20 protein-coding genes are annotated in these 22,031 nt (G+C 70.4%); 10 read left to right on the top strand and 10 right to left on the bottom strand.

What is annotated here, in order from left to right; genetic code table 11:
• The first annotated feature begins 150 nt into the window (after positions 1 to 150).
• Positions 151 to 3,246, top strand: coding sequence for a glycoside hydrolase family 2 TIM barrel-domain containing protein (locus OIC96_RS03350; protein ID WP_330309385.1), 3,096 nt, complete (start codon positions 151 to 153; stop codon positions 3,244 to 3,246).
• On the opposite strand, the gene qcrB is transcribed toward OIC96_RS03350, so the two are convergent.
• Together qcrB and sigJ are read right to left on the bottom strand one after the other, a co-directional pair.
• Complete coding sequence (gene qcrB / locus OIC96_RS03345) at positions 3,157 to 4,704, bottom strand: cytochrome bc1 complex cytochrome b subunit (RefSeq protein ID WP_330309386.1); 1,548 nt, start codon at positions 4,702 to 4,704, stop codon at positions 3,157 to 3,159. The two genes, OIC96_RS03350 and qcrB, sit on opposite strands and share 90 nt — an antisense overlap.
• Complete coding sequence (sigJ, locus tag OIC96_RS03340; protein ID WP_330309387.1) at positions 4,701 to 5,657, bottom strand: RNA polymerase sigma factor SigJ; 957 nt, start codon at positions 5,655 to 5,657, stop codon at positions 4,701 to 4,703. Before sigJ ends, qcrB begins: the two co-directional genes overlap by 4 nt.
• Before the next feature lie 174 nt (positions 5,658 to 5,831).
• Here sigJ and OIC96_RS03335 point away from each other — a divergent pair, with 174 nt between their 5' ends.
• Together OIC96_RS03335 and OIC96_RS03330 are read left to right on the top strand one after the other, a co-directional pair.
• Complete coding sequence (locus tag OIC96_RS03335) at positions 5,832 to 7,445, top strand: DHA2 family efflux MFS transporter permease subunit (RefSeq protein WP_330309388.1); 1,614 nt, start codon at positions 5,832 to 5,834, stop codon at positions 7,443 to 7,445.
• The gene (locus OIC96_RS03330) at positions 7,442 to 8,050 is read left to right on the top strand and encodes a hemerythrin domain-containing protein (protein WP_330309389.1); all 609 of its coding nucleotides are present in this window, start codon (positions 7,442 to 7,444) and stop codon (positions 8,048 to 8,050) included. Before OIC96_RS03335 ends, OIC96_RS03330 begins: the two co-directional genes overlap by 4 nt.
• 15 nt (positions 8,051 to 8,065) lie before the next feature.
• Here the strand turns inward: OIC96_RS03330 and OIC96_RS03325 are convergent, their stop codons facing one another.
• Both OIC96_RS03325 and OIC96_RS03320 read right to left on the bottom strand, forming a co-directional pair.
• On the bottom strand, positions 8,066 to 8,524 hold the full coding sequence (locus tag OIC96_RS03325; protein WP_327434080.1) for an SRPBCC family protein: 459 nt from the start codon (positions 8,522 to 8,524) through the stop codon (positions 8,066 to 8,068).
• Positions 8,521 to 8,832, bottom strand: coding sequence for an ArsR/SmtB family transcription factor (locus OIC96_RS03320; protein WP_330309390.1), 312 nt, complete (start codon positions 8,830 to 8,832; stop codon positions 8,521 to 8,523). The genes OIC96_RS03325 and OIC96_RS03320 overlap by 4 nt, the downstream gene beginning before the upstream one ends.
• Positions 8,833 to 8,960: 128 nt before the next feature.
• Here OIC96_RS03320 and OIC96_RS03315 point away from each other — a divergent pair, with 128 nt between their 5' ends.
• The 6 genes from OIC96_RS03315 (at position 8,961) to OIC96_RS03290 (ending at position 14,455) form a co-directional block, all read left to right on the top strand.
• Positions 8,961 to 9,377, top strand: a complete 417-nt coding sequence (locus tag OIC96_RS03315; protein ID WP_330309391.1) for an SRPBCC family protein — start codon at positions 8,961 to 8,963, stop codon at positions 9,375 to 9,377.
• A gap of 89 nt (positions 9,378 to 9,466) precedes the next feature.
• The gene (locus OIC96_RS03310) at positions 9,467 to 10,039 is read left to right on the top strand and encodes a TIGR03086 family metal-binding protein (protein WP_330309392.1); all 573 of its coding nucleotides are present in this window, start codon (positions 9,467 to 9,469) and stop codon (positions 10,037 to 10,039) included.
• 182 nt (positions 10,040 to 10,221) lie between these two features.
• Complete coding sequence (locus tag OIC96_RS03305; RefSeq protein WP_330309393.1) at positions 10,222 to 10,467, top strand: hypothetical protein; 246 nt, start codon at positions 10,222 to 10,224, stop codon at positions 10,465 to 10,467.
• 3 nt (positions 10,468 to 10,470) lie between these two features.
• On the top strand, positions 10,471 to 10,848 hold the full coding sequence (locus OIC96_RS03300) for a toxin Doc (protein ID WP_075028158.1): 378 nt from the start codon (positions 10,471 to 10,473) through the stop codon (positions 10,846 to 10,848).
• A 159-nt stretch (positions 10,849 to 11,007) separates the two neighbouring features.
• Positions 11,008 to 12,030, top strand: a complete 1,023-nt coding sequence (locus tag OIC96_RS03295) for a pyridoxal-phosphate dependent enzyme (protein WP_330309394.1) — start codon at positions 11,008 to 11,010, stop codon at positions 12,028 to 12,030.
• Positions 12,031 to 12,562: 532 nt separating this feature from the next.
• The gene (locus OIC96_RS03290; RefSeq protein WP_330309395.1) at positions 12,563 to 14,455 is read left to right on the top strand and encodes an RICIN domain-containing protein; all 1,893 of its coding nucleotides are present in this window, start codon (positions 12,563 to 12,565) and stop codon (positions 14,453 to 14,455) included.
• 2 nt (positions 14,456 to 14,457) lie between these two features.
• Here OIC96_RS03290 and OIC96_RS03285 read toward each other — a convergent pair whose 3' ends face one another.
• Positions 14,458 to 15,435 carry a 2-hydroxyacid dehydrogenase gene (locus OIC96_RS03285; RefSeq protein WP_330309396.1) on the bottom strand — a complete coding sequence of 326 codons (978 nt, stop codon included), beginning with the start codon at positions 15,433 to 15,435 and terminating at the stop codon, positions 14,458 to 14,460.
• Positions 15,432 to 16,601, bottom strand: coding sequence for a lactate 2-monooxygenase (locus OIC96_RS03280; RefSeq protein WP_330309397.1), 1,170 nt, complete (start codon positions 16,599 to 16,601; stop codon positions 15,432 to 15,434). Before OIC96_RS03280 ends, OIC96_RS03285 begins: the two co-directional genes overlap by 4 nt.
• Positions 16,602 to 16,714: 113 nt before the next feature.
• On the opposite strand from OIC96_RS03280, the gene OIC96_RS03275 reads away from it, so the two are divergent.
• Positions 16,715 to 17,917 (top strand): PucR family transcriptional regulator, encoded by a 1,203-nt coding sequence (locus OIC96_RS03275; RefSeq protein ID WP_330309398.1) that lies wholly within the window; start codon positions 16,715 to 16,717, stop codon positions 17,915 to 17,917.
• A 270-nt stretch (positions 17,918 to 18,187) separates the two neighbouring features.
• On the opposite strand, the gene OIC96_RS03270 is transcribed toward OIC96_RS03275, so the two are convergent.
• The 4 genes from OIC96_RS03270 to OIC96_RS03255 all read right to left on the bottom strand — a co-directional run bounded on the left by OIC96_RS03270 (position 18,188) and on the right by OIC96_RS03255 (position 22,024).
• Positions 18,188 to 18,868: a cyclase family protein gene (locus OIC96_RS03270; RefSeq protein WP_330309399.1), complete on the bottom strand. Its 681-nt coding sequence runs from the start codon at positions 18,866 to 18,868 to the stop codon at positions 18,188 to 18,190.
• Positions 18,868 to 20,463 (bottom strand): purine-cytosine permease family protein, encoded by a 1,596-nt coding sequence (locus tag OIC96_RS03265; protein WP_330309400.1) that lies wholly within the window; start codon positions 20,461 to 20,463, stop codon positions 18,868 to 18,870. Before OIC96_RS03265 ends, OIC96_RS03270 begins: the two co-directional genes overlap by 1 nt.
• Positions 20,464 to 20,713: 250 nt before the next feature.
• On the bottom strand, positions 20,714 to 21,163 hold the full coding sequence (locus OIC96_RS03260; protein ID WP_330309401.1) for a TIGR03668 family PPOX class F420-dependent oxidoreductase: 450 nt from the start codon (positions 21,161 to 21,163) through the stop codon (positions 20,714 to 20,716).
• A 33-nt stretch (positions 21,164 to 21,196) separates the two neighbouring features.
• Positions 21,197 to 22,024, bottom strand: a complete 828-nt coding sequence (locus OIC96_RS03255) for an LLM class F420-dependent oxidoreductase (protein ID WP_330309402.1) — start codon at positions 22,022 to 22,024, stop codon at positions 21,197 to 21,199.
• Between the last annotated feature and the right edge of the window lie 7 nt (positions 22,025 to 22,031).

Genomic DNA, 22,031 nt, shown 5'->3' with positions numbered 1-22,031 from the left:
GCACATCCGTGCGGTGGGCTTCCGGCCGATGTGTCGTGCGGGGCGGAAGTGGGTGCCGACCCCTTGACGGCCCTGTGTGCCACCCCGTCAGAATCTGTTTGTTCACGATCAGTTGTGATGACTTATGGGCCCTGATGAGGGAGAGCCGCCATGACGGTCAGTCGAAGATCGGTATTGATCGCAGGAACGGCCGTACCCGCGGCCGGTGCACTCCCGGGCGCCGCCGACGCCTGGGCGGCGTCGCCCGGTCGAGCCCCAGGGCGACGCACGGTCGAGCTGCGCGACGGCTGGCGCTTCGCGCTGGTCAACATGGGCGGCGTCACCGACCCCACGGGCGCGTACGAGGGCGCCGCACAGCCCGGCTACGACGACTCGGCGTGGCGTGAGGTCGCCGTACCGCACGACTGGAGCATCGAGCAGACCCCCACCACGGAGCACGGCACCACCAGCGGCACCGGCTTCTTCCCCGGCGGCCTCGGCTGGTACCGCACCACGTTCACGCTGCCGCCCGCCCTCGCCGGCAAGCGGATCTCCGTGGAGTTCGACGGCGTGTACATGGACTCGTACGTCTACTGCAACGGCACGGAAGCCGGCCGCCACCCTTACGGCTACACCGGGTTCGCCTTCGACCTCACCGACCTGCTGCATACGGACGGCACCACGGACAACGTCATCGCCGTCAAGGTCCAGAACCGACTCCCCAGCAGCCGCTGGTACTCGGGCAGCGGCATCTACCGCGAGGCCCGCCTGGTCGTCACTGAAACGATCCATGTCGGACGCTGGGGAACCTACGTCACCACTCCGGACGTCGGCGACGACCGGGCCGTCGTACGGGCGCGTACCACCGTCGTCAACGCATCCGGAGCCTCGGCCGATGTCCAGGTGATCTCAACGGTCCTCGACCCCGACGGCCGCACCGCCGCCCGTACGGTCACCACGGTCACGGTCGGCGAGCAGGCGGACGAGACCCATGAACTCACCGTCGACAAGCCGAAGTTGTGGGACTTCGCGACCCCGGAGCACCGCTACACCCTGGTGACCGAGCTGCGCGTCGGCGGCGAGACCGTCGACACCTGCCGCACCACCTTCGGTATCCGATCGTTCCGCTTCGACCCGGACGAGGGCTTCCACCTCAACGGCACCCACGCCAAGATCAAGGGCGTTGACCTGCACCACGACCAGGGCGCGCTCGGCGCGGCGATCAGCATCGACGCCGTACGCAGACAGATGACCATCATGAAGTCGATGGGTGTCAACGCCTTCCGCACGTCGCACAATCCGCCCTCGCCGCAGATCATCCAGGTCTGCGAGGAGCTGGGCATCGTGATGATGGTGGAGGCGTTCGACTGCTGGCGGACCGGCAAGACGACGTACGACTACGGCCGGTTCTTCGACGAGTGGTGCGAGAAGGACGCGACCGAGATGGTCCTCGCGGCCCGCAACTCGCCCGCCGTGGTCCTGTGGTCCATAGGCAACGAGGTCCCCGACTCCACCTCCACCGCCGGGCTCGCCATGGCGGACCGGATCATCGGCGCCATCAAGGCCGCGGACGACACCCGCCCGCTGGTCATCGGCTCCGACAAATACCGCCGCGTCCCCACGAAGGGCTCCGCCGCCGACCTCATGCTCGCCAAGCTGGACGGGCTCGGTCTCAACTACAACACCGCCAAGTCGGTGGACGGCCTGCACGCCGCCTACCCGCACCTCTTCCTCTTCGAGTCGGAGTCGTCGTCCGAGACCTCGACCCGCTCCGCCTATCAGGAACCGGAGCACCTCAACACCGGCGAGAACCACACCCCCGGCAGGCGCGCGGTCTCCTCGTACGACAACAACCTCGCCTCCTGGACGATGAGCGGCGAGTACGGGCACAAGAAGGACCGGGACCGGAAGTGGTTCGCCGGGCAGTTCCTGTGGTCGGGCATCGACTACATCGGCGAGCCCACGCCGTACGACGTCTTCCCGGTGAAGGCCTCCTTCTTCGGCGCGGTCGACACGGCCGGCTTCCCCAAGGACATGTACCACCTGTTCAAGAGCCAGTGGACGGGTGAGCCCATGGTCCATCTGCTGCCCATGAGCTGGAACCACGAAGCGGGGGACACGGTCGAGGTCTGGGCCTACGCGAACGTCGACACCGTCGAGCTGTTCCTCAACGGAAAGTCCCTGGGCACAAGGGAGTTCGACACCAAGAAGACCACCGACGGCCGTACGTACCTGGAGACCACGGAGGCGCCCGGTGACGACAAGACCTTCACCGACGGCCCCTACCCCGGGAGTTACACCAGCCCGAACGGCAGCGCGGGCAAGCTGCACCTCGGCTGGAAAGTGCCGTACGAACCGGGTGAGCTGAAGGCGGTCGCCCGCCGTGCCGGCAGGACGGTGGCGACGGACGTGCTGCGGACCGCCGGGAAGCCCCACGCGATCCGTCTCACAGCGGACCGCAAGACGCTCGCGGCGGACGGCCGTTCACTGTTCTTCGTGACCGCCGAGGTGATCGACGCCCATGGTGTCGTGGTGCCCGACGCCGAGCACCTGCTCGCGTTCGACGTGGCGGGTGGCTCCCTCGCGGGTCTCGACAACGGCCGGGAGGAGAGCGCCGAGCGCTACCAGGCGAGCACCAGAACCGCCTTCCACGGCAAGGCACTCGCGATCGTCCGGTCCGGTACGAAGGCGGGCCCGGTGAAGGTGACCGCCCGCGCCGAAGGCCTGCGTACGGACTCCACGACCGTCCGCACCACCCCTGCCGGGCCGAAGGCGACCACTGCGGCGACGGCGTTCGAGCCCGACTATCCAGCGGCCCCGAACTACCCCTTCGCGGACGCCAGTTACTCGGGCCGCACCGACACCCTCCCCGCCGCCATGCTCGACGGCGACGCGGCCACCGGCTGGTCCAACGCCTTCTACAAGTCGGCGACGGCCCTGCTGCCCGCGTTCAGCGGGGCCCGCCCCGAGGACTGGGTCTCGGTCACCTGGGCGCGCCCCCGCACCGTCGACCGCGTCGAGGTCTCCTTCACCGTCGACGCGACCCACGCCCTGCCCGCGTCGGTCGCGGTCTCGGTCTGGGATGGCGAGGACTATGTGGCGGTGCGGGGTGCGGCCGTCGACTGGGCCACCACGTCCGACGCGCCGACGGTGATCACCTTCGATGCCGTACGCGGTTCACGGCTGCGTCTCGTCATGGCCGGCGGCCACCCGGGGGCCGCCGACGGCGGGCTGCGGATCAGCCGCCTGGAGGTCCCGGTGGTCTGAGCGCCCCCGGTGCTCGTGCTCGGTGAGAGCGTGCAGTTCGGCCGGGCCGAGCGGGCGGTGCACCTCGACGTACTCGCCGTGCGGCAGGCGCTTGATGATGCCTGTCGCACGGCCGTGCGCCACCAGCTCGCGGTCCCGCTGCCGCAGGCCCAGGCAGATGCGGCGGGTCACGACGAAGACCAGGAAGGGGACCAGGAACAGGGCGATCCGTACCGTCCAGGTCACGGTGTTGATCGACAGATGGAAGCGGGTCGCCACGATGTCGTTGCCGCCACCCGCGAGCAGGATCAGATAGACGCTGATCCACGCCGCCCCGATCGACGTACGGACCGGCCGGTTGCGCGGGCGGTCCAGCAGATGGTGTTCGCGATGGTCCTTGGTGACCCAGGCCTCCACGAACGGATAGACGCCGATCAGGACCAGCAGCGTGGGGAAGACGAGGATGGGGATGAGCACGCCCAGCACGAGCGTGTGGCCCGCCACGGTGATCTCCCAGCCCGGCATGACACGGACCAGCCCCTCGGCGAAGCCCAGGTACCAGTCCGGCTGGGCGCCCGTCGACACCTGGTCGGCGCGGTAAGGGCCGTACGCCCAGACCGGGTTGATCGTCGCGACCGCCGAAATGAGCGCGATGACACCGAACACCAGGAAGAAGAAACCGCCCGCCTTCGCCATGTACACCGGCATGAACGGCGTGCCCACGACGTTGCGTTCGGTCTTTCCCGGACCCGCGAACTGGGTGTGCTTGTGGTAGACGACCAGGATCAGATGCGCCACGACGAGGGCCGCCATGATCCCCGGTATCAGCAGGATGTGGAGGGAGTAGAAGCGGGCCACGATGTCATGGCCCGGGAACTCCCCGCCGAAGAGGAACATCGAGAGGTACGTCCCGACGATCGGCACCGACAGGAGCGCCCCGTCCACGAACCGCAGCCCGGTCCCGGACAGCAGGTCGTCCGGCAGCGAGTAGCCGAACAGGCCCTCGAACAGGCCGAGGAGCAGAAGCGTCCAGCCGAACACCCAGTTGACCTCGCGGGGCCTGCGGAACGAGCCCGTGAAGAAGTGCCGCATCATGTGCGTCAGCATCGCGGCGAGGAAGATCAGCGCGGCCCAGTGGTGGATCTGCCGGATCAGCAGTCCGCCGCGTACCTCGAAGCTGATGTCCAGCGTCGAGGCGTACGCCTCCGACATGCGGATGCCGTTCAGCGGGACGTAACTGCCGTGGTAGACCACCTCGTTCATCGAGGGATGGAAGAACAGCGTGAGATAGACGCCGGTGAGGACGAGGACGACGAAGCTGTAGAGGCAGATCTCGCCGAGGAGGAAGGACCAGTGGTCCGGGAAGACCTTGCGCAGATACCGCCTGCCGAGGGAGTAGATGCCGAGCCGGCCGTCGAACCAGTCGGCGACGCGCTCCCCGGACGACGTTTTCTCCGCGGGCCGTTCGGTGGTGGTCACGCGCGCTCCCCTTCCTCGGCCGGGGTCTCCTCGTTGTTCCGTCGTACGTGCGTGAGCTTCTCGGGATTGGTGACGATGTAGACGTCGGACACCTGCTCGCCGTCCGGGGTGAGGTCCATGACCATGACGGCGTACGGCGACTCGCCCATGAAGATCACCGCGGAGTCGTCGCCGTTGACCCGGCGGTAGCTGATGTCGAGGTCGGTCCCGCGGCGCCTGGCGTAACCGGCGAACAGACGCGCCGCCTTGTCCCGTCCGTGCACCGGCCGCAGCCCGGCCGAGCGGGCCTTGCCGCCGCCGTCCGTCCACACCGTGACGTCCGGCGCGAGGATCTCCATCAGCGCGGCGATGTCACCGCCGAGTGCGGCCGCCACGAACCGTTCGGTCGCCTGCCGCCGTACACGGGGATGGGCCCGGTACAGCGGACGGCGGGCGTGCACGTGTTCCCGGGCGCGGTGCGCGAGCTGGCGCACCGCCGCCGGGCTGCGGTCGATGACCTTCGCGATCTCGGTGTGCGGGTAGCCGAACACCTCGTTGAGGACGAACACCGCCCGCTCCAGCGGGCTCAGCGACTCCAGGACCACGAGCATCGCCAGCGACACCGACTCGGCCCGCAGGGTGCGCTCGTCGGCGGAGTCGTCGGCGGCGGGTTCGTCGAGCACGGGATCCGGCAGCCAGGGCCCCACATAGGTCTCGCGGCGGCGGGTGATGGCGGCGCGTCGTGCCAGGGCGTGGTTCACGGCGATGCGGACGAGGTAGGCGCGCGGGTTGTCGATCCCGTCGAGCGGGGAGCGGTGGGTTCGGCTGCTCCAGGACAGCCAGGTCTCCTGGAGTACGTCCTCGGTGTCGGCGACGCTGCCGAGCATGTTGTAGACGATCGCGAAGAGCAGCTCGCGGTGGTCGACGAACACCCGCGTCGCGCCGTCGGTACCGGCCCCGGAGCTTTCTGACATGCGTTGCCTCCCTTGATGCGCTCACTACTGCGACGGGAGGAGGGAGTCCGAATGTGACATCCGACGGCCGAAATGTGACGTACGTCTCAGGCAGCTGTCCTCGTGTCACACCGGCCGTCAGGACCGCCCTCTTGAACGCGAGTACGACGCTTTCGGCACAAGGAGACACACATCGTGTTCAAGAAATGGCGCGGCAACCCATGGGCGATCCTCATCACACTCTCCCTGGGGTTCTTCATGACGCTCCTCGACCTGACGATCGTGAACATCGCGATCCCCGACATGGGCCAGGACCTGGACGCCTCCCTCGACGAGATCCTGTGGGTCGTCAACGCCTACACCCTCGCCCTCGCCGTCCTGCTGATCACCGCGGGCCGCCTCGGTGACCTGCGGGGCAAACGGAACCTGTTCATCGCGGGCGTCGCCCTCTTCACGCTCGCCAGCCTGGCCTGCGGCCTCGCGCGGGACCCGGCCCAGCTGATCGCCTTCCGGGCGGTCCAGGGCCTGGGCGCGGCGCTGCTCATGCCGCAGACCCTGTCGATCATCGCGGAGGTGTTCCCGGCCGACCGGCGGGGCGTCGCGATGGGCGTGTGGGGCGCGGTCGCGGGGATCTCCGGAGCCCTCGGCCCGATCATCGGGGGCGCGCTGATCACCCATCTCGACTGGCGGTGGATCTTCTACGTCAATCTGCCGCTCGGAGTGCTGGTGCTGGGTCTCGCCGTGGCGATCATCCCGGGTTCGCGGCGCACGGTCCGCCACCGCTTCGACACCTTCGGCGTACTGCTCGCCTCAAGTGCCCTGTTCTGCCTGGCATTCGGTCTGACGGAAGGGCAGCGCTACGACTGGAACGGCTGGATCCTGGCGCTGTTCGGCGCGGCGGCCGTGCTCTTCGCCGGCTTCCTGGCACACGAGCGCGGCCAGCAGACGAAGGACCCGCTCGTCCCGTTCTCGCTCTTCAAGGATCGCAACTTCACCCTCATCAACTTCGTGGGCATCACCGTGTCCTTCGGCGTCATCGGGATGTTCCTGCCGCTGACGATCTACCTTCAGTCCGTCCTGGGCTTCAGCGCGCTCAAGTCCGGGCTGGTGCTGCTGCCCCTGGCGCTCGGCTCGTTCGTGATGGCGGGACCCGCGGGCGTCCTCGCGGACAGGATCGGCGGCAAGTTCATCCTGATGACCGGGCTGCTCGCCTGGGCGGCCGCGCTGGTGTGGATCGTGGCAGCGGCCGACGTCGGTTCGAGCTGGACGGCGGTCGCCTTCCCGCTCTTCCTCGCGGGTCTGGGCGCGGGCTGCACCTTCGCGCCGATGGCCACCGAGGTCATGCGCCACGTACCCGCGCGGCTGTCCGGTGCGGCCTCGGGTGTCAACAACGCGCTGCGGCAGGTCGGTTCGGTCCTCGCGGGCGCCGTCGTCGGAGCCGTGCTCCAGGCTCAGCTCGCCCACTCCCTCACCGACCAGGCACGGCAGCGCGCCGGGCAGCTCCCCGCCGCGTACCGCGACGGCTTCGTCGCCGCCTTCTCCAAGGCGGAGTCTGATGTGAACGCCCGGCAGACGGCCGCTGCCCCGTCCGGAGTGCCGCACGATGTCGCCGACCGGATGCGGGAGCTCGGCGGCCAGGTCTTCGGCCACGGCTTCGTGGACGCGATGGGCCCCGCCGTCCTGGTCTCCGCCGCGGTCGTGCTGACCGGCGCGCTCGCCTGTCTCGCCGTACGCCGTCACCGCGGCCCGTCCGCCAACCCGCACGCCCTGCCCGTGTCCGAGCCCGCACTGGAGGAAGCCACCTCATGAGCATCGACCTCACCGTCATGTACGCCGCCCACGACGCGTTCCGGCGCGACCTGGTACGCCTCGGAAAGGCCGCCGCGGACGGCACCGCCTTCACCCCCCAAGTCCGCGCCGGCTGGGACAACTTCACGCACCAGCTGCACATCCACCACACCGCCGAGGACAGCGACCTGTGGCCCCGGGTGCGGCGCGAGGTACAGGGCCGTCCCCAGGACATCGCCCTCCTCGCGGAGATGGAGGCGGAGCACGGCCTCCTCGACCCGCAGCTCAGCGCCGTCGACGCGGCCCTGAAGGACCGGTCGGTCGAACTCCCCGAGCTGGTCCACGCGTTGGCCTCGACCCTCGACGACCACCTCGCGCACGAGGAGGCGAGCGCCCTGCCGCTCATCCAGGAGGTGCTGACGCCCGCGGACTGGGGCGCCTTCACGGGACGTATCCGTCAGACGCAGGGCCTGCGCGGAGCCGCCGTCTTCGTGCCGTGGATCGTCGACGGCATCCCGCCCGCCGACCGCGCCGCGTTCCTCGGCGCGCTGCCCCCGCCCGCCCGTGTCCTCAACCGCCTGTTCTGGGAGGCGGGTTACCGCAGGCGCGGACTGTGGGGGAGCTGACCTGGCGGCGGGAGCTCAGGCGGGGCCCTGCTGCATCCAGCGGTCCGGGCCGGGGTCGCCGCCGGGCGCCCGTACGGCGAGCCGGTCGAGGTAGTGCTCCCAGCCCTCCTGGTGCGGCTCGCGGGCCGGCTCGGGCAGACCGGAGTGGGTGAGCGTGAGCAGGGTGCCGTCCGGCTCGGGGGAGAAGGTCACCTCGATACGGCTGCTGCCGGGCGGCACCGGGTCGCCCTCGTTCTCCCAGCCCCAGGTGAGGACGATCCGGGTGTACGGCTCGACCTCCTCGAAGTGCCCGGCGGCGGTGGCGTCACCGACGACCCGCATCCGGTACGCGCCGCCGGGCGTCGGGTCGAGCACGCCCTCGATGCCCTGCCAGGACAGCCAGCGCTCGCTGTCGGTGAAGAAGGAGAACACGGTCTCCGGGCGGGCCTTGATGTGCCGCTGTACGACGACGGAGCCGTCGGGGGTGATGGTCACTTCTGCTCCTCCTCCCGCTCGGCCTGTTCGGCGAGCGCGGCCAGGGCGTCCAGGGAGTCGCCCCACATGGACTCCAGGTAGGCGGCCAGCGGTCCCATCCCAGCACGGTCCGCGCGGTAGTACCGCTTGGTGCCGTCCTTCCGGACGACGACCAGGGCCGCCTCGCGGAGCACCTTCAGATGCTGGGAGACCGCGCCGAAGGTGACGTCGAAGCGCTCGGCGATCTCTCCGGCGGACAGCTCCTCATGCCATACGAGCTGGAGAATCGCCCGCCGTCGCGGCTCGCTGATCGCCTTCACCTGGTCCACGCTGCTTATTTTAGTCATGGCTTTAACTTGCGCCGCACTGGTTCTTATTTTAGTGTCGACTAAAGAACGAGGTTCGGGGCAATACCGGACACTCGCGACATATCCAGACGATCCCGAGAGGACATCCGATGGCCGACATCGCGATGCAGCTGACCATCGAGGCCGAGGCGGACACCGTCCGTGAAGCCCTCACCACCGAGACCGGCGTACGCGGCTGGTTCACGGCGGACGCCGAGATAGGGGAGGGCGTCGGCGCGGAGCACACGCTGAGCTTCCCCGGCGTACCGGAGTCCTGGCGGCTGCGGATCACCGAGTCCGGCGACCGACGCCTGGTCCTCGCGGGCGAGAACGGGCCGTGGGCCGGCACCACGCAGACGTACGAGATCCTCGACGTTCCCGAGGGCGGGGTCCTGCTGCGCTTCACGCACGCCGGGTTCCCGGCCCAGGACGACGCCTATCGCAACTTCACCTACGGCTGGGCGACCAAGTTCACGGCCCTCAAGGCGTACGCGGAGACCGGCAAGCCCGCTCCCTTTTTCGACTGAGTCGAGTCAGTACCTGCTGAAGCACCTTCCGTCCCCGACCGGCCGCATCCCCTCCCGGGTGCGCGACCCCTCTTGAATCGGAGCACATCATGAACACCACCCCCGCAGAGCTCGCCGACCAGCTGGCCCGCGCCGCCCGCAACCTCCAGGCGTACACCCAGCAGCCCGCCCTCACCGGCAAGCGTGAACTCCCCACGCCCTGCCCCGACTTCGATGTCCATCGGCTCAGCGAGCACCTGCTCGGCGCACTCGTGACGGGCGCGTACGCCGCCGCGAAGAAGCCGCTCCCCGCCGACGCCCCGATGACCCTGACCGAGGCACCCTGGGTGGCCTTCCCGCCGCTCGTCGAGCGGCTCGCCGCCGCGTGGGCCGAGCCGGGAGCCTGGGAGGGCGAGACACCCTTCGCGTCGCGCACCTTCCCCGCGCAGCTCGCCGGGTTGATCACCATCATGGAACTGACCGTGCACGGCTGGGACCTGGCCACCGCCACCGGGCAGCCGTTCACGGCCGACGACGACGTGATCGCCACCGTGACGGACGTTGTCGGACAGATCGCCGACGGCGCCCGGGCGAACGGATCCTTCGGGCCGGCTGTCGAGCCCGCCGCCGACGCCACGCCGCTGGAGCGTCTGCTGGCCTTCACCGGGCGGAAGGCCGTCTGATGGCCGACGACGCCGACCAGCTGTTCGCCCGGCTCGCCGAGGACCTCCAGCCGCGCGGGGCGAAGCTCTCGCTGACCGAGGCCGCGCGCGCCCAGCCGCGTTGAACCGGTCCAGGTACCGCAGTGCGTGGGTGCTGACCTGCTGGTATTTACGAGTAAGTACCCGAGCGGTACCGTGAGGTCATGCCAGCTCTCAACGTGGAGTTCAGTGACCGCGAGCTAGAGGACCTGCGGCAGATAGCCAAGGAGCGCGGTACGTCGATGAAAGCCCTGGTGCGGGAGGCCGCCGCGGCCGACATCGTGCGGCACCGGGCGCTGCAGGAAGGCGCGGAGGTGTTCCGCCGGTTCTTCGCCGCGCACGCGGACGAATTCGCCGCCGCCTTCCCCGAGGACGAACCATCCGCGAAGGGCGAGGGGCGGGTCGCCTGACCGATGGCTCCCGTCATCCATATCGACGTGCCCTGGCTGCTCCAGCGCCACGAAGAAGTACTGCCCGACCAGCCCACGGTCAACGACTTCTCGGCACTGGTCGCGGCCGTGGCCCGCCACCGCGTCGACCCGCCCCGCCTCGGCGTCGACTCCGACCCGGCCTGGCGCGCCGCCGCGCTGCTGCACACCCTTGCCCTGCTGAAGCCCTTACCGGCCGCCAACGCCCGCTTCGCCTGCTCGGCGGCGGTCGCGTACATGTTCGTCAGCGGCGTCGGCATCGACCCGCCGTACGGAGCCCTGGTCGACCTCGCCCGCGATCTGATCTCCGGCAAGACGGATGTCTACGGAGCGGCCGACCGACTGCGATCCTGGCAGATCTGAACCCGGCGGACGGGAATCTCGGGGGTGGCGGGGCCGTTGCGCGGTGGCGGCGCTCGGGCATCCATACGCCGGAATCTCAGGCCGGCGCCCGGGAATCCGTACACCTGAATCTCAGGCCGGCGCACGGGATCCGCGGCCGACGGGCGGCACTATGGCCGTATGCCGCTGATCATGAGGCCCGCCGCGCGGGACTGGACCTGTGAGCCCGCTCCCGACGAAGTGCGCGCCTTCCACGCCGCTTTGCCCGGCCACGCCCCCACTCCGCTCACCGAACTGCCCGCCCTCGCCGTCGAGTTGGGAGTCGCTCGCGTCTTCGTCAAGGACGAGTCGGCGCGGCTCGGACTGCCCGCCTTCAAGGTGCTCGGAGCGTCCTGGGCGATCCACCGGATCCTCGCTGCGGCCGACGGTCCGCTCACTCTCGTCACCGCCACCGACGGCAACCACGGCCGGGCCGTGGCCCGTACGGCACGTCTCCTCAAGCAGCGTGCCCATGTCCTCGTGCCGCACGGGGTGGGGCCGGGCGCCGTGGACGCCATCGCCGCCGAAGGGGCACGGGTGACGCGGGTCGAGGGCCCGTACGACGAGGCGGTGTGCCGGGCCGCCGCGGTCGCGGACGCGCCCGGCGCCGTACTGGTGCAGGACACCGCCTGGCCCGGCTACGAGGAGATCCCGGGCTGGATAGTCGAGGGCTACTCCACCCTGTTCGCCGAGATCGACTCCCAACTCGCCGCCGAGGAAGTCGAGTTGCCCGATCTCGTGGCCGTCCCCGCCGGTGTGGGATCCCTCGCGCAGGCGGCCGTCACGCACTACCGCAGCCGCCGTACACCCGGCCCCTGTCTGCTGTCCGTGGAACCCGAAGCGGCGTCCTGCGTTCTGGCGAGTCTCACCCACGGCCGGCCGATGAGCGTGACCACCGGCGACACCATCATGGCGGGGCTCAATTGCGGTACCCCGTCCAGTCTCGCCTGGCCCTTCCTCCGCGACGGGCTGGACGCCGCCGTCGCCGTCACCGACGCCGACAGCGCTCGCGCGGTCCACGACCTCGCCGCCCTCGGTGTCTCCTCCGGCCCCTGCGGTGCGGCATCGCTGGCGGGGATCCGGGCGGCCGTCGAGCAGGGGCTCGCCCTCGAACCCGACTCGACCGTCGTCCTGCTCAGCACGGAAGGGCCCACAGCCACCTGACCGAGGGCCCGCAACGGACCCGCCCTCGGGGCCGCCGACCGAGGGCGGGAGGATCGGGGCCGGCGGCCGGTTTCGCGCGGGAGAGCCGCCGTCCTGCGCGGGGCCTCCGAGAAGGGCCGGTTCCAGTGGACTACGGAGTTCTGCGCGCCGGGAGCGTGCGCGGGCCGCCGGCGCGTGCGCGCGGTTCACACGGGGCGCATGGAATATCGAAAGCTGGTGCGAGTCACGTGAGTTGCCCCTGCTTCTGACTTTCTTTCAATAGGGCTGATGTTGCTCAAGTGCCTTGTTGGTCACGAGCGTGTTGTGCGAGGGTGAACGTCATGCGCTGGGTCAATGGCCGGGTCTGAATCGCCGTTCACTATTCCGGTCTGTCGACGAGCTGATAAGGCTCCTGGCCGACGGTCGCCGTACGGCCTTCGCGCCCCGGCCGTTTTCCCGACGTTCCGTCAAAAAGGTACGCACCAATCAGGGCTCCTTTTCGGCGGACAAGAACTTCTGTGTGCCACCTTGCACCTTGGAAGGAACCCGCTCTGTGCACACCCCCCACCCCCCTCGTCCCCCTTATCCGCCCGGTGGCGTTCCCGGTGAATCCGACGAGAGTCTCGCCGCCGGGCTGAGAGGCAGGCCGGAGAGCGATGCCGCCCATCCCGTCGCCCTGCTGATGGCCCGGCACTGGCAGCCGGCCTACGACTATGCGGTCATCTGCCTCGCTTCTTCGGCGAACGTCGCCTCCATGGTCACCGCGACCTCCTTCCACCAGATGCTCGACCGCCTCATGCAAGGCGACTCCGGTCTCGCGCTCCGGCCGCACCTCCTCGTGACCGTGAGGGACACCGTCAAGGACTGGTCCGCGGACGATCGGATATCCGGTGTTCTGCCGGACTTGAGGAAACCCGCGGGCGGTCGCGGTATGCGCGTGGCCAAGTCCATGACGGCCGAAAATCGGAAGCTCGCCGAGCGCTCTTTCCACGCCCTCCCGGGACTCGCCCGGTGTCTGCTGTGGCACACCGAGGTCGAGGCCGAGCCCATATCCGTACCGGCTGGTCTGTCGGGCATGGATACCGACAGCGCGTCGGCCGCTCTGGAGCAGGCCCGCGAACAATTCCGGGAGGGCTGTGTACGCGCCCACCGGGAACTCGCGCCGACCAAGGAATGCGGCTTCTACAACCGGTTGCTGGACGTACCGATTCGCCGCGGCGGCGCCTTGCTGCCCGATGTCCAACAGCATCTGATGGAGTGCCCCTACTGCCGCCACGCGGCCGAGCAACTCAGCCATTTCGAGGGCGGGTTGGGCGTACTGCTCGCCGAAGCGGTACTCGGCTGGGGCGCACGGCGGTATCTCGACTCACGCCCGGGGCGCGCGGGGCAAGCGGTGCGCCCCCGGGTCGGATCCCCCTTCGGCGGCAGGCGGCAGGGAAACGACGGAACTCCCGGCAGCGGTGGACGTCCGGGAAGCGGTGGCCGTCATCGCCTGCTGTCCCGGATTCCCACCCAGGACCGCCGCACGGCCCAGCCGGGAGAACGGCCCCCGAAGGCCCTGCTCACGGGGGCGGGCGTCTCGGCCGTCCTCCTCGTCACCGTGCTCGCCACCAGCCTGTGGTCGAACGACGACGGCGGCGCCGACCCCACGGCCTCCACCGGCGCGAGCAGCAACCGCACCCTGTCGCCCACACCCGGCTCCCAGGCCCCGCCCGCCATGTCCTCGCCGCCCGACTCGGCCGGGCTCCCCACGACCACCGAGCAGACCCGGCTGCGCAACCTCGCCGCCGACCTGTGCCTCGACATCCGGGGCGGCAAGGCGAAGGCCGGCGCCTCGACCAAGCTGGCGGTGTGCTCGTCCGCCTGGACCCAGCAGTGGTCGTACGAGGAAGACGGTCTGCTGCGCAGCATCGCCAACCCCGAGCTGTGCCTCGACTCGCACGCTGACAACGGTGTCGTGTTCCTGGACCGCTGTGCCGCCAAGAGCGCGGCGGGCGGCGAGGACGAGCGCTACGACCTCACCGTGCGGGGCGAGTTGCTGCCCCGCTGGAACGACGGCCTCGCCGTCGCGCCCGCCTCCACCGATCCAGACGCCGACATCGTCGTCAAGGTGCGCGACGGCTCCGACGTCCAGCGGTGGCGCACCGACGCGTCGTCGGCCGGCCCCGAGTCGCTGTCGATCGCGGGCACGACCAGCCCCTCGACGCAGCCCACAAGTGCCCCGCCGTCGGTCGTCGGCACGCCCGAGGTGCCGAGCGAACCGCCGAACGAACAGCCGACAGGAGTGCCGGTCGAGCCGGAGGCCACTCCGTCGGAGACCTACCAGGAACCGCGCGCCGTGGCCGTCAGCGACGGCGACGACAACGGCAGCGCGAGCGCGGCGCCCGCGCTGCCGCTGCCGCTGCCCCTCCAACTTCCCGACGTCATCACGGGGGTTGGACTGTGACGCTACGAGACGACATCCCGCAGCGGCTTGCCGGCCACGAACTCGACGGCGTTCTGGACCGCCGCCAGCGCGATCCGGACGAGCGTCTCGCGCGTGACCCCCGCGACATGGGGTGACAGCACCACGTTCGGGGCCTTGAGCAACCGCAGGGCCGGAGTGGGCGGTTCGGGGTCGAAGACGTCGATGCCGGCTCCGGCCAGGGTGCCCGCCTCCAGCGCGTCCGCGAGGGCGTCCTGGTCGATCAGGGCGCCCCGCGCGGTGTTGATCACGAACGCGGTCGGCTTGAGGAGCGCCAGCCGTTCGGCGTTGAGCAGATGCCGGGTCGCGTCGGTCAGCGGCGCGTGCAGCGTGATGTAGTCCGAGGTGCGCAGGAGTTCGTCGAGTTCGACATGGCGGGCGCCGCCGAGCCGGGCCTCGGTCTCCGCGCCGACGGGCTGCGGACCGGCGTACACGATGCTCATGTCGAACGCGACCGCGCGCTGGGCGACCTCCTCGCCGATGTGTCCGAGCCCGACGATGCCGAGGGTCTTGCCGGACAGTTCGGTGATGGACCGCTGGAGCCGCGGCAGCGCCCAGTCGGCGTCGACCAACGCTGTGTGCGCCGGGACCAGTTGCTTGGCGAGAGCCAGCATGAGGGCGAAGGTCTGCTCGGCCACGTTCTGCTTCTCGGCGCCACTGGAGCCGATGTTGCACACGGGCACGCCCTTGGCGCGCGCCGTGTCCAGGTCGACGTAGTCGAAGCCGTGGCTGGCACACTGGATGAGTTCCAACTCCGGTGCCGCGGCGATGTGTTCGGCGGTCACCGGGCCGAGTCCCGTGATGATGACATGCGCCTCGCGCAGCGCGGCGGGGTCCTCGTCGGTCGCCTCCACGACGGTGACGTGGGCCTCGCCCGGGAATACGGTGGCGAGCGCCGCGCCTGCCGTACGGCCCCCGACATGCGGCGAGACGACGGCCAGAACGTTCTTCGTGACGGTCATGCGGTTTCCTCGATCAGGTCGTCGGGGCCGAGGGTGGCGGGGCGGGCGTGCCCGGACAGGGCCAGCGTCAGGTCGAACTCGGCGAGCAGACAGCGGATGACGTGCTCGACGCCCGCCTGTCCGTCGAGGCCGAGCCCATAGGCGTACGGGCGTCCGACGAGCACCGCCTCGGCGCCGAGCGCGAGCGCCTTGAAGATGTCGTCGCCCGTGCGGATCCCGCTGTCGAAGAGAACGGTCAGCCGGTCACCGGCCGCCTCGACCACGCGGGGCAGCGCGTCGGCGGCCGCCACCGACCCCGCCACCTGCCGCCCGCCGTGGTTGGAGACGACCACGCCGTCCATCCCGGCATCGGCGGCACGGCGGGCGTCGTCCGGGTGCAGGACGCCCTTGAGGACGATCGGCCCGTCCCAGTTCTCCCGCAGGAAGGCCAGGTCCGGCCAGGTCTTGCCGGGATCCGCGAACATCCCCACGAAGTGCATCACCGCCGCGTTCGGATCCTCGTGCACCGGCTTGGCCAGGCCCGCCTGGAACGCCGGGTCCGAGAAGTAGTTGGCGGTGCCCACACCGTGCAGGAACGGCAGATACGCCTGGTCCAGGTCGCGCGGCCGCCACGCCAGCAGGGGAGTGTCGAGAGTGACGAGCAGCGCCGTGTACCCCGCCGCCTTCGCCCGGTCCAGGAAGGACCGGGTGACCTCGCGGTCCTTCGCCCAGTACAACTGGAACCAGCGCTCCGCGTCGCCCATCGCCTCCGCGACCTGCTCCATGGGGGTGCTGGACGCCGAGGACAGGATGTACGGCACACCCTGCGCCGCGGCGGCCCGCGCGGCGGCGGACTCCGCGTCCGGGTGCATGATCGACAGCACGCCCACAGGAGCGAGCGCCACCGGTGCGGGCAGCGGACGCCCCAACACCTCGACGGACAGATCGCGTTGCTGCACATCGCGCAGCATGCGCGGCACGATCCGCCGCCGGTCGAGGGCCTCCCGGTTGGCCCGCGCGGTGCTGCCGTTGCCCGCGCTGCCCGCCACATAGCCGACCGGACCGGGGCCGAGCCGCTGCTCGGTGAGCTCCTCCAGCCGGGTCAGATCGGTGGGCAGCCGCGGTACGGCGCCCGTCATTCCGTTCAGATAGATCTCGTACTGGAAGTCGGCCCAATGCTTCGCCATCCGTACGTCCCGCCTCTCGTCCCTGAGACCGCGCTGTACGACGTCGATCCTGGCGACTGTGACAAGGTCCGTCCACTGTGGTGCGCACATCGTGCGGCTGGGATTATCACCTTGTGAGTAACAAGACCGTGGAGGTCGCGGCACAGAACCCCGCAGACATCAGAGAGCGCATCCGGCAGGAGATGGTCGCCGACCCGCGTGTCGTGGAGGCGATCGTCGCGGCCGTGCACGAACAGGTTCCGGTGTACGCGGCGCTCGACGACAGCCGCCTGCCGGAGGTACGGGCCATCGCCGCCTGGGGGCTGGAGCGGCTGCTCCACCTCTGGGCGACCGACGGCACGCTGGGGCCGGCCGACCTCAGGCGGTTCCGGGGCATCGCGGCGGCCCGCGCGGCGGACGGGCGGCCCGTGCAGGCCGTGCTGCGCGCCTACCGCGTGGCGGGGACCGTCCTCACCGACGAGATCGCGGCCCGCGCGCCCTGGCTCACCGCCGCGGACGCCTTCGCGCTCGCCCGGATGCTGCTGACCACCCTCGACACGCTCTCCGAGGAGATGGCCACGGCGTACGCCGCCACCGACGAGGATCTCGCCGGGGACCACGACAGGGCACTGCGGCTGCTGCTCGACGACCTGATCGCCGGGCGGCACGCCTCCGTGGGCGCCCTGACTGACCGGTCGGCCCGCCTGGGCATCCAACTCCCGGACCCGTACTGCCTGTTGGTGGCGGAGCCGGTCGGCGGGGACCGTCCCGACATGGCGCACGACGCGGCGACGGGACTGCTCGACGCGCTGGCCGTTCCGGGCGACGAGGTCACTTCGCTCGCGACGGTACGCGGCTCACGTGCCGTTCTGCTGCTGCCGGCCGGTGTCTCCGCGAGGGTCGCAGCGGTGCTGGGCGGGCGGTCCTGGCGAGGCTGTGCGATCACCGGCGAGAGTCTGGACCGGGTGGCCGTCGCGTACCGCCTCGCGGCCGATGCCCTCGACACGGCGCCCGGCCACGCCCACCGGCCCGGGCGTGTTCTCACGGACGCGGACGCCCATGTCCTCGCGCTGCTCGCCGGGCATCCGGTCGCCGCGCCGGACCATATCGCGCGTCTGGTGCTCGGGCCGCTCATCGATGCGGGGCAGCGGCACCTGCTGGAGGCGCTCACCGCGTACATCGACACGGGTTCGGCGAATGCCGCCGCCCGTGCGTTGCATCTCCATGCGCAGTCGCTGCGCTACCGTCTGCGGCGCATCCACGAACTGACGTCCCGTGATCCCCGAGATCCCTGGCAGCGGCTCACTCTGGACATCGCCCGCACGATCAGGCCGTAGAACGGGGTTCTCGCCCCCGCCGCCCCTACCCGTCCCATCCCTGGGGGCTGCGCCCCCAGACCCCCCTAAAAGATTGCCCAGTTCCCCGCGCCCCTTAAAGACAGTCGGCTCCGGGTGGGTGGGGGATCGCGGGGCGCAGCCCCGCGCCTTAGGGGCGCGGGGAACTGCGCGAACGGCCCCCACCGGCCCGCAGTCGACACTCAACCGAACGGGGTCTGGGGCGGAGCCCCAGAAGGATGGGACGGGTAGGGGCGGCGGGGGCGGAATCGGCTATGACGCGTGGCTGGGTGGTGTCACGCGGGCGGTGGCGCGGACAGGGGCGCCGTCCGAGGCGGGGAGGCGGAGTGGGAAGAGGAAGACCTCGATCGAGTGGCCGGCGGCGTGTGCCTCGGCCACTTGGTCGAGGTGGGTGAGGTTTTCGGCGATCACGCCTCCCGTGCCGCACAGGACACGGTGCGCGGGCAGGCCGTCCCCACCGGTGGGGTCCACGCTCAGCGCGTCGACGGCCACGGTGCGGACGCCCGCGTCGACGACCGCCTGGGCGGCCTCCGGAGTGAGCCAGGGATGCGCGAGGTAGTGGTCCGTCCCCCAGTACGCCGACCAGCCCGTGGCGAGCAGAAGGATCGCACCGGGCTGGAGCCGCAGCCGGCCCAGCGCGGGCGCGAGCAGGTCAGGACCGATCGGCGCCCGCGCCGGGAGCCCGCGGACGTCGGCGACGACCGCGGGTCCCGCGAAACGCTCCAGCGGCAGGTCGTCCAGCGTGGGCCACGCCTCGTCCACGTGGTACGGCGCGTCGACATGCGTCCCGGACTGCGACCCCATGTGCAGCCGCAGGACGTTGACGCCGTGCTCGGCGACCCGCAGCGCCCTGGACACCTCCACCCGCGGGTCACCGGGATAGACGGGCATCCCGGTGACCACGGGCACGGACAGGTCGAGCCAGGACTCCATCAGCTGCCTTCGACGGCGAGGACCGGCGGGGTGTCGTCGGGCTCGTTGTCCGATGCCGTGCCGGGGCCGGTGATCGGCGGCACCGGGGAGTCGACCGTACGGGCCAGTCGTGCTCCCTCCGGTCCGTACACAGCCCGGGGTTCGGGGAACAGCCGCAGCAGCGACAGGAACAGCACGGCGGCGACGGCCAGCGACAGCGGCAGGCTGATGTCGATGCCGTTCGCCAGGTCGCCCAGCGGACCGACGAACTGGCCCGGGATGTTGGTGAAGAGGACACCGATCACGGCGCCCACCCACCATGCCGTCATGCCACGCCAGTTCCAGCCGTGCGCGAACCAGTAACGGCCGCCGCGCTGACGGCGGTTGAAGACCTGGAGCGCGTCCGGGTCGTACCAGCCGCGCCGGGTGTAGAAGCCGAGGATCATCACGACCATCCACGGCGTGGTGCAGGTGATGATCATCGTGGCGAACGTCGAGATCGACTGCACCAGGTCGAAGCCGAAGCGGCCGACGAAGATGAACGCGATCGACAACACGCCGACCAGGAACGTCGCCTGGACCCGAGAGAGGCGGGGGAACACCGACGAGAAGTCGAGCCCCGTGCCGTACAGCGACGTCGTACCCGTCGACATGCCGCCGATCAGCGCGAGCAGACACACCGGGAGGAAGAACCAGCTCGGCGAGATGGCCAGCAGCCCGCCCACGAAGTCGGGGGCCGCCGGGTCGACGTACTTCGGCGCCTTCGTCGCGATGATGCTCGCGGTCGCGAGGCCGAAGACGAACGGCAGCAGGGTCGCTATCTGGGAGAGGAACGCGGCGCCCACGACCTTGCGGCGCGGAGCGTTCGCCGGGATGTAGCGCGACCAGTCGCCGAGGAAGGCGCCGAAGGACACCGGGTTCGACAGCACGATCAGCGCCGAACCGATGAAGGAGGGCCAGAACAGTGCCTGGGTCGCCGAGTCGGCCGAGGCCGTGAAGACACCGGCGTACGACGGGTCGAAGTCACCGGCGAAGGCGATCGCACCGAGCAGGAACAGCACGGTCGCCGAGGTCACCGCGATCTTGTTGACGAACAGCATGAACCGGAACCCGTACACGCACACCGCGAGCACCAGAGCGCCGAACAGCGCGTACGCGACGACGTACGACAGCGTGCTGCGCTCCAGGCCGAACAGCCGGTGCGCGCCGCCGACCAGGGCGTCGCCCGAGCTCCACACCGAGATGGAGAAGAACGCGACGGCCGTCAGAAGGGAGAGGAACGAGCCGACCACCCGGCCGTGCACACCCAGGTGCGCGGAGGAGGCGACCGCGTTGTTCGTGCCGTTGACCGGGCCGAACAACGCCATCGGGCACAGGATCAGCGCGCCGACGACGACTCCGAGGAGCGTTGCCGCGAGCCCCTGCCAGAAGGAGAGGCGGAAGAGGATGGGGAAGGCGCCGAGGACGCAGGTGGAGAAGGTGTTCGCACCGCCGAACGCGACCCGGAACAGGTCGAGCGGCGACGCGGTGCGGTCCGCGTCGGGGATGCGCTCGACACCGTGGGTCTCGACCTCGGTGAGCGACGGGGGAGGGGTGGTCGGGGAGTTGACGGACAAGAGTGCTCCAGCGAAGTGCCTGTACCCGGACGGGCGGTGGAGCGCGTTGTGGCGCGGAGGGGAGGAGGGATGGCCGGTGGCCGCCGCTGGGGTGCGCGGCGTGAGCGGATGCCGTCCTTGAGGGGTCTGCCGAAGCTAAGGCCGGGCATGCGGTCGCCGCCAGAAGGCAAATCATCCATCTTTCACGCCGGAGGTGGAGTATTCGTCCATCACCGACGGCGCTCCGGCGTTCAGCCCGCTGCTCCCGGATTCAGCCGGTCGGGCCGCGGTCCGGTGCGGCGCGCCAGCCGTGCCACCGGTGGACGGTGATCGCGATCACCGGGCCGTCCGGTGGCTGCTGCCGGTACGGCGCGTACTTCTCCCGCAGCAGGGCGATCGCCGCGGTGTACGCGTCCTGGGTGCCGGGCGGCAGGACGCGGGCGTCACCGTCCGCCCGTACCCACCACAGCCGGTCCCAGTCCTCGTCGTCGTACACGTCCACGAGCAGGCTGACGGCGGGGTGGGCCACGATGTTGCGCAGCCGCTTCAGCCGCTGTGATCTCTTGGGCTTGCGGTCGACGGCGGTGACGATCTCACCGCCGTGCGCGGCGAACACGACCGGCACCACGTGGGGGCGTCCCGCGGCGTCCACCGTCGCCAGGTGTGCGACCCGAGCCGTCATGAACCGGCGGCGCGCCTCGTTCTCGTCCATGTCCGGCACGGTGAGCTCCGAATCCCCGGCAGCCGGGCGTCGTCACCGGTAGGCGGACGCGGCCTCGGCCAGGTCGTCCAGCGTGTGCAGGGTCTGGTCCTCGGGCCGGGTCGGCAGATAGAGCAGGGCGCGTTCGACGCCGAGTTCCGCGTAGATGTCGAGGGACTCCCGGTCGTGCCGGGCCGCGTAGACCACCACGGCCGGCCGGTCGCCGGCCGTCTCCCGCATGCGGTCGATCCGCGCGCCCAGCTCCTTGGGCGATACGCCGCTGGGCATCCACGCCGACCCGTACTCGGCGACGCGGGCGAAGGTGCGCTCGCTGTTGCCGCCGATCCAGAGGGGCGGATGCGGGCGCTGGACGGGCTTGGGCCAGCTGTGGACCGGGTCGAAGTCGACGAGGTCGCCGTGGAACTCGGCCTCGTCCTTGGTCCACAGCTCGATGATCGCCCGGATCCGCTCGTCCATCAGCCGCCCGCGTCCGGCCGGATCCGTCCCGTGGTTGCGCATCTCCTCCCGGTTCCAGCCGGCGCCGACACCGAAGACCGCGCGGCCGCCGGAGACCAGATCGAGGGTGGCCACTTCCTTCGCGGTGATGATCGGATCACGCTCGACCACCAACGCGATCCCGGTGCCCAGCAGCAGATCGCCGGTCACGGAGGCGACCGCGGCGAGCGCCACGAACGGATCGAGCGTGCGGTAGTACATGCGCGGCAGATCGCCACCGGCCGGGTACGGCGTCTCCCGGTTCACCAGAATGTGCGTGTGCTCGGCCAGCAGCAGTGCGTCGAACCCGCGCTCCTCCAGGGCCGGCCCCAGTGCCGCGGGGCCGATGCCCTCGTCGGTGAGAAACGTCGACACTCCGAACTTCATCCGCGAC

The sequence above is a fragment of the Streptomyces sp. NBC_00775 genome (assembly GCF_036347135.1).
Taxonomy (GTDB): Bacteria; Actinomycetota; Actinomycetes; order Streptomycetales; family Streptomycetaceae; genus Streptomyces; species Streptomyces lutosisoli.
The sequence above is the reverse complement of the archived record's forward strand: the minus strand, read 5'-3'. Positions and strand labels throughout refer to the sequence as shown.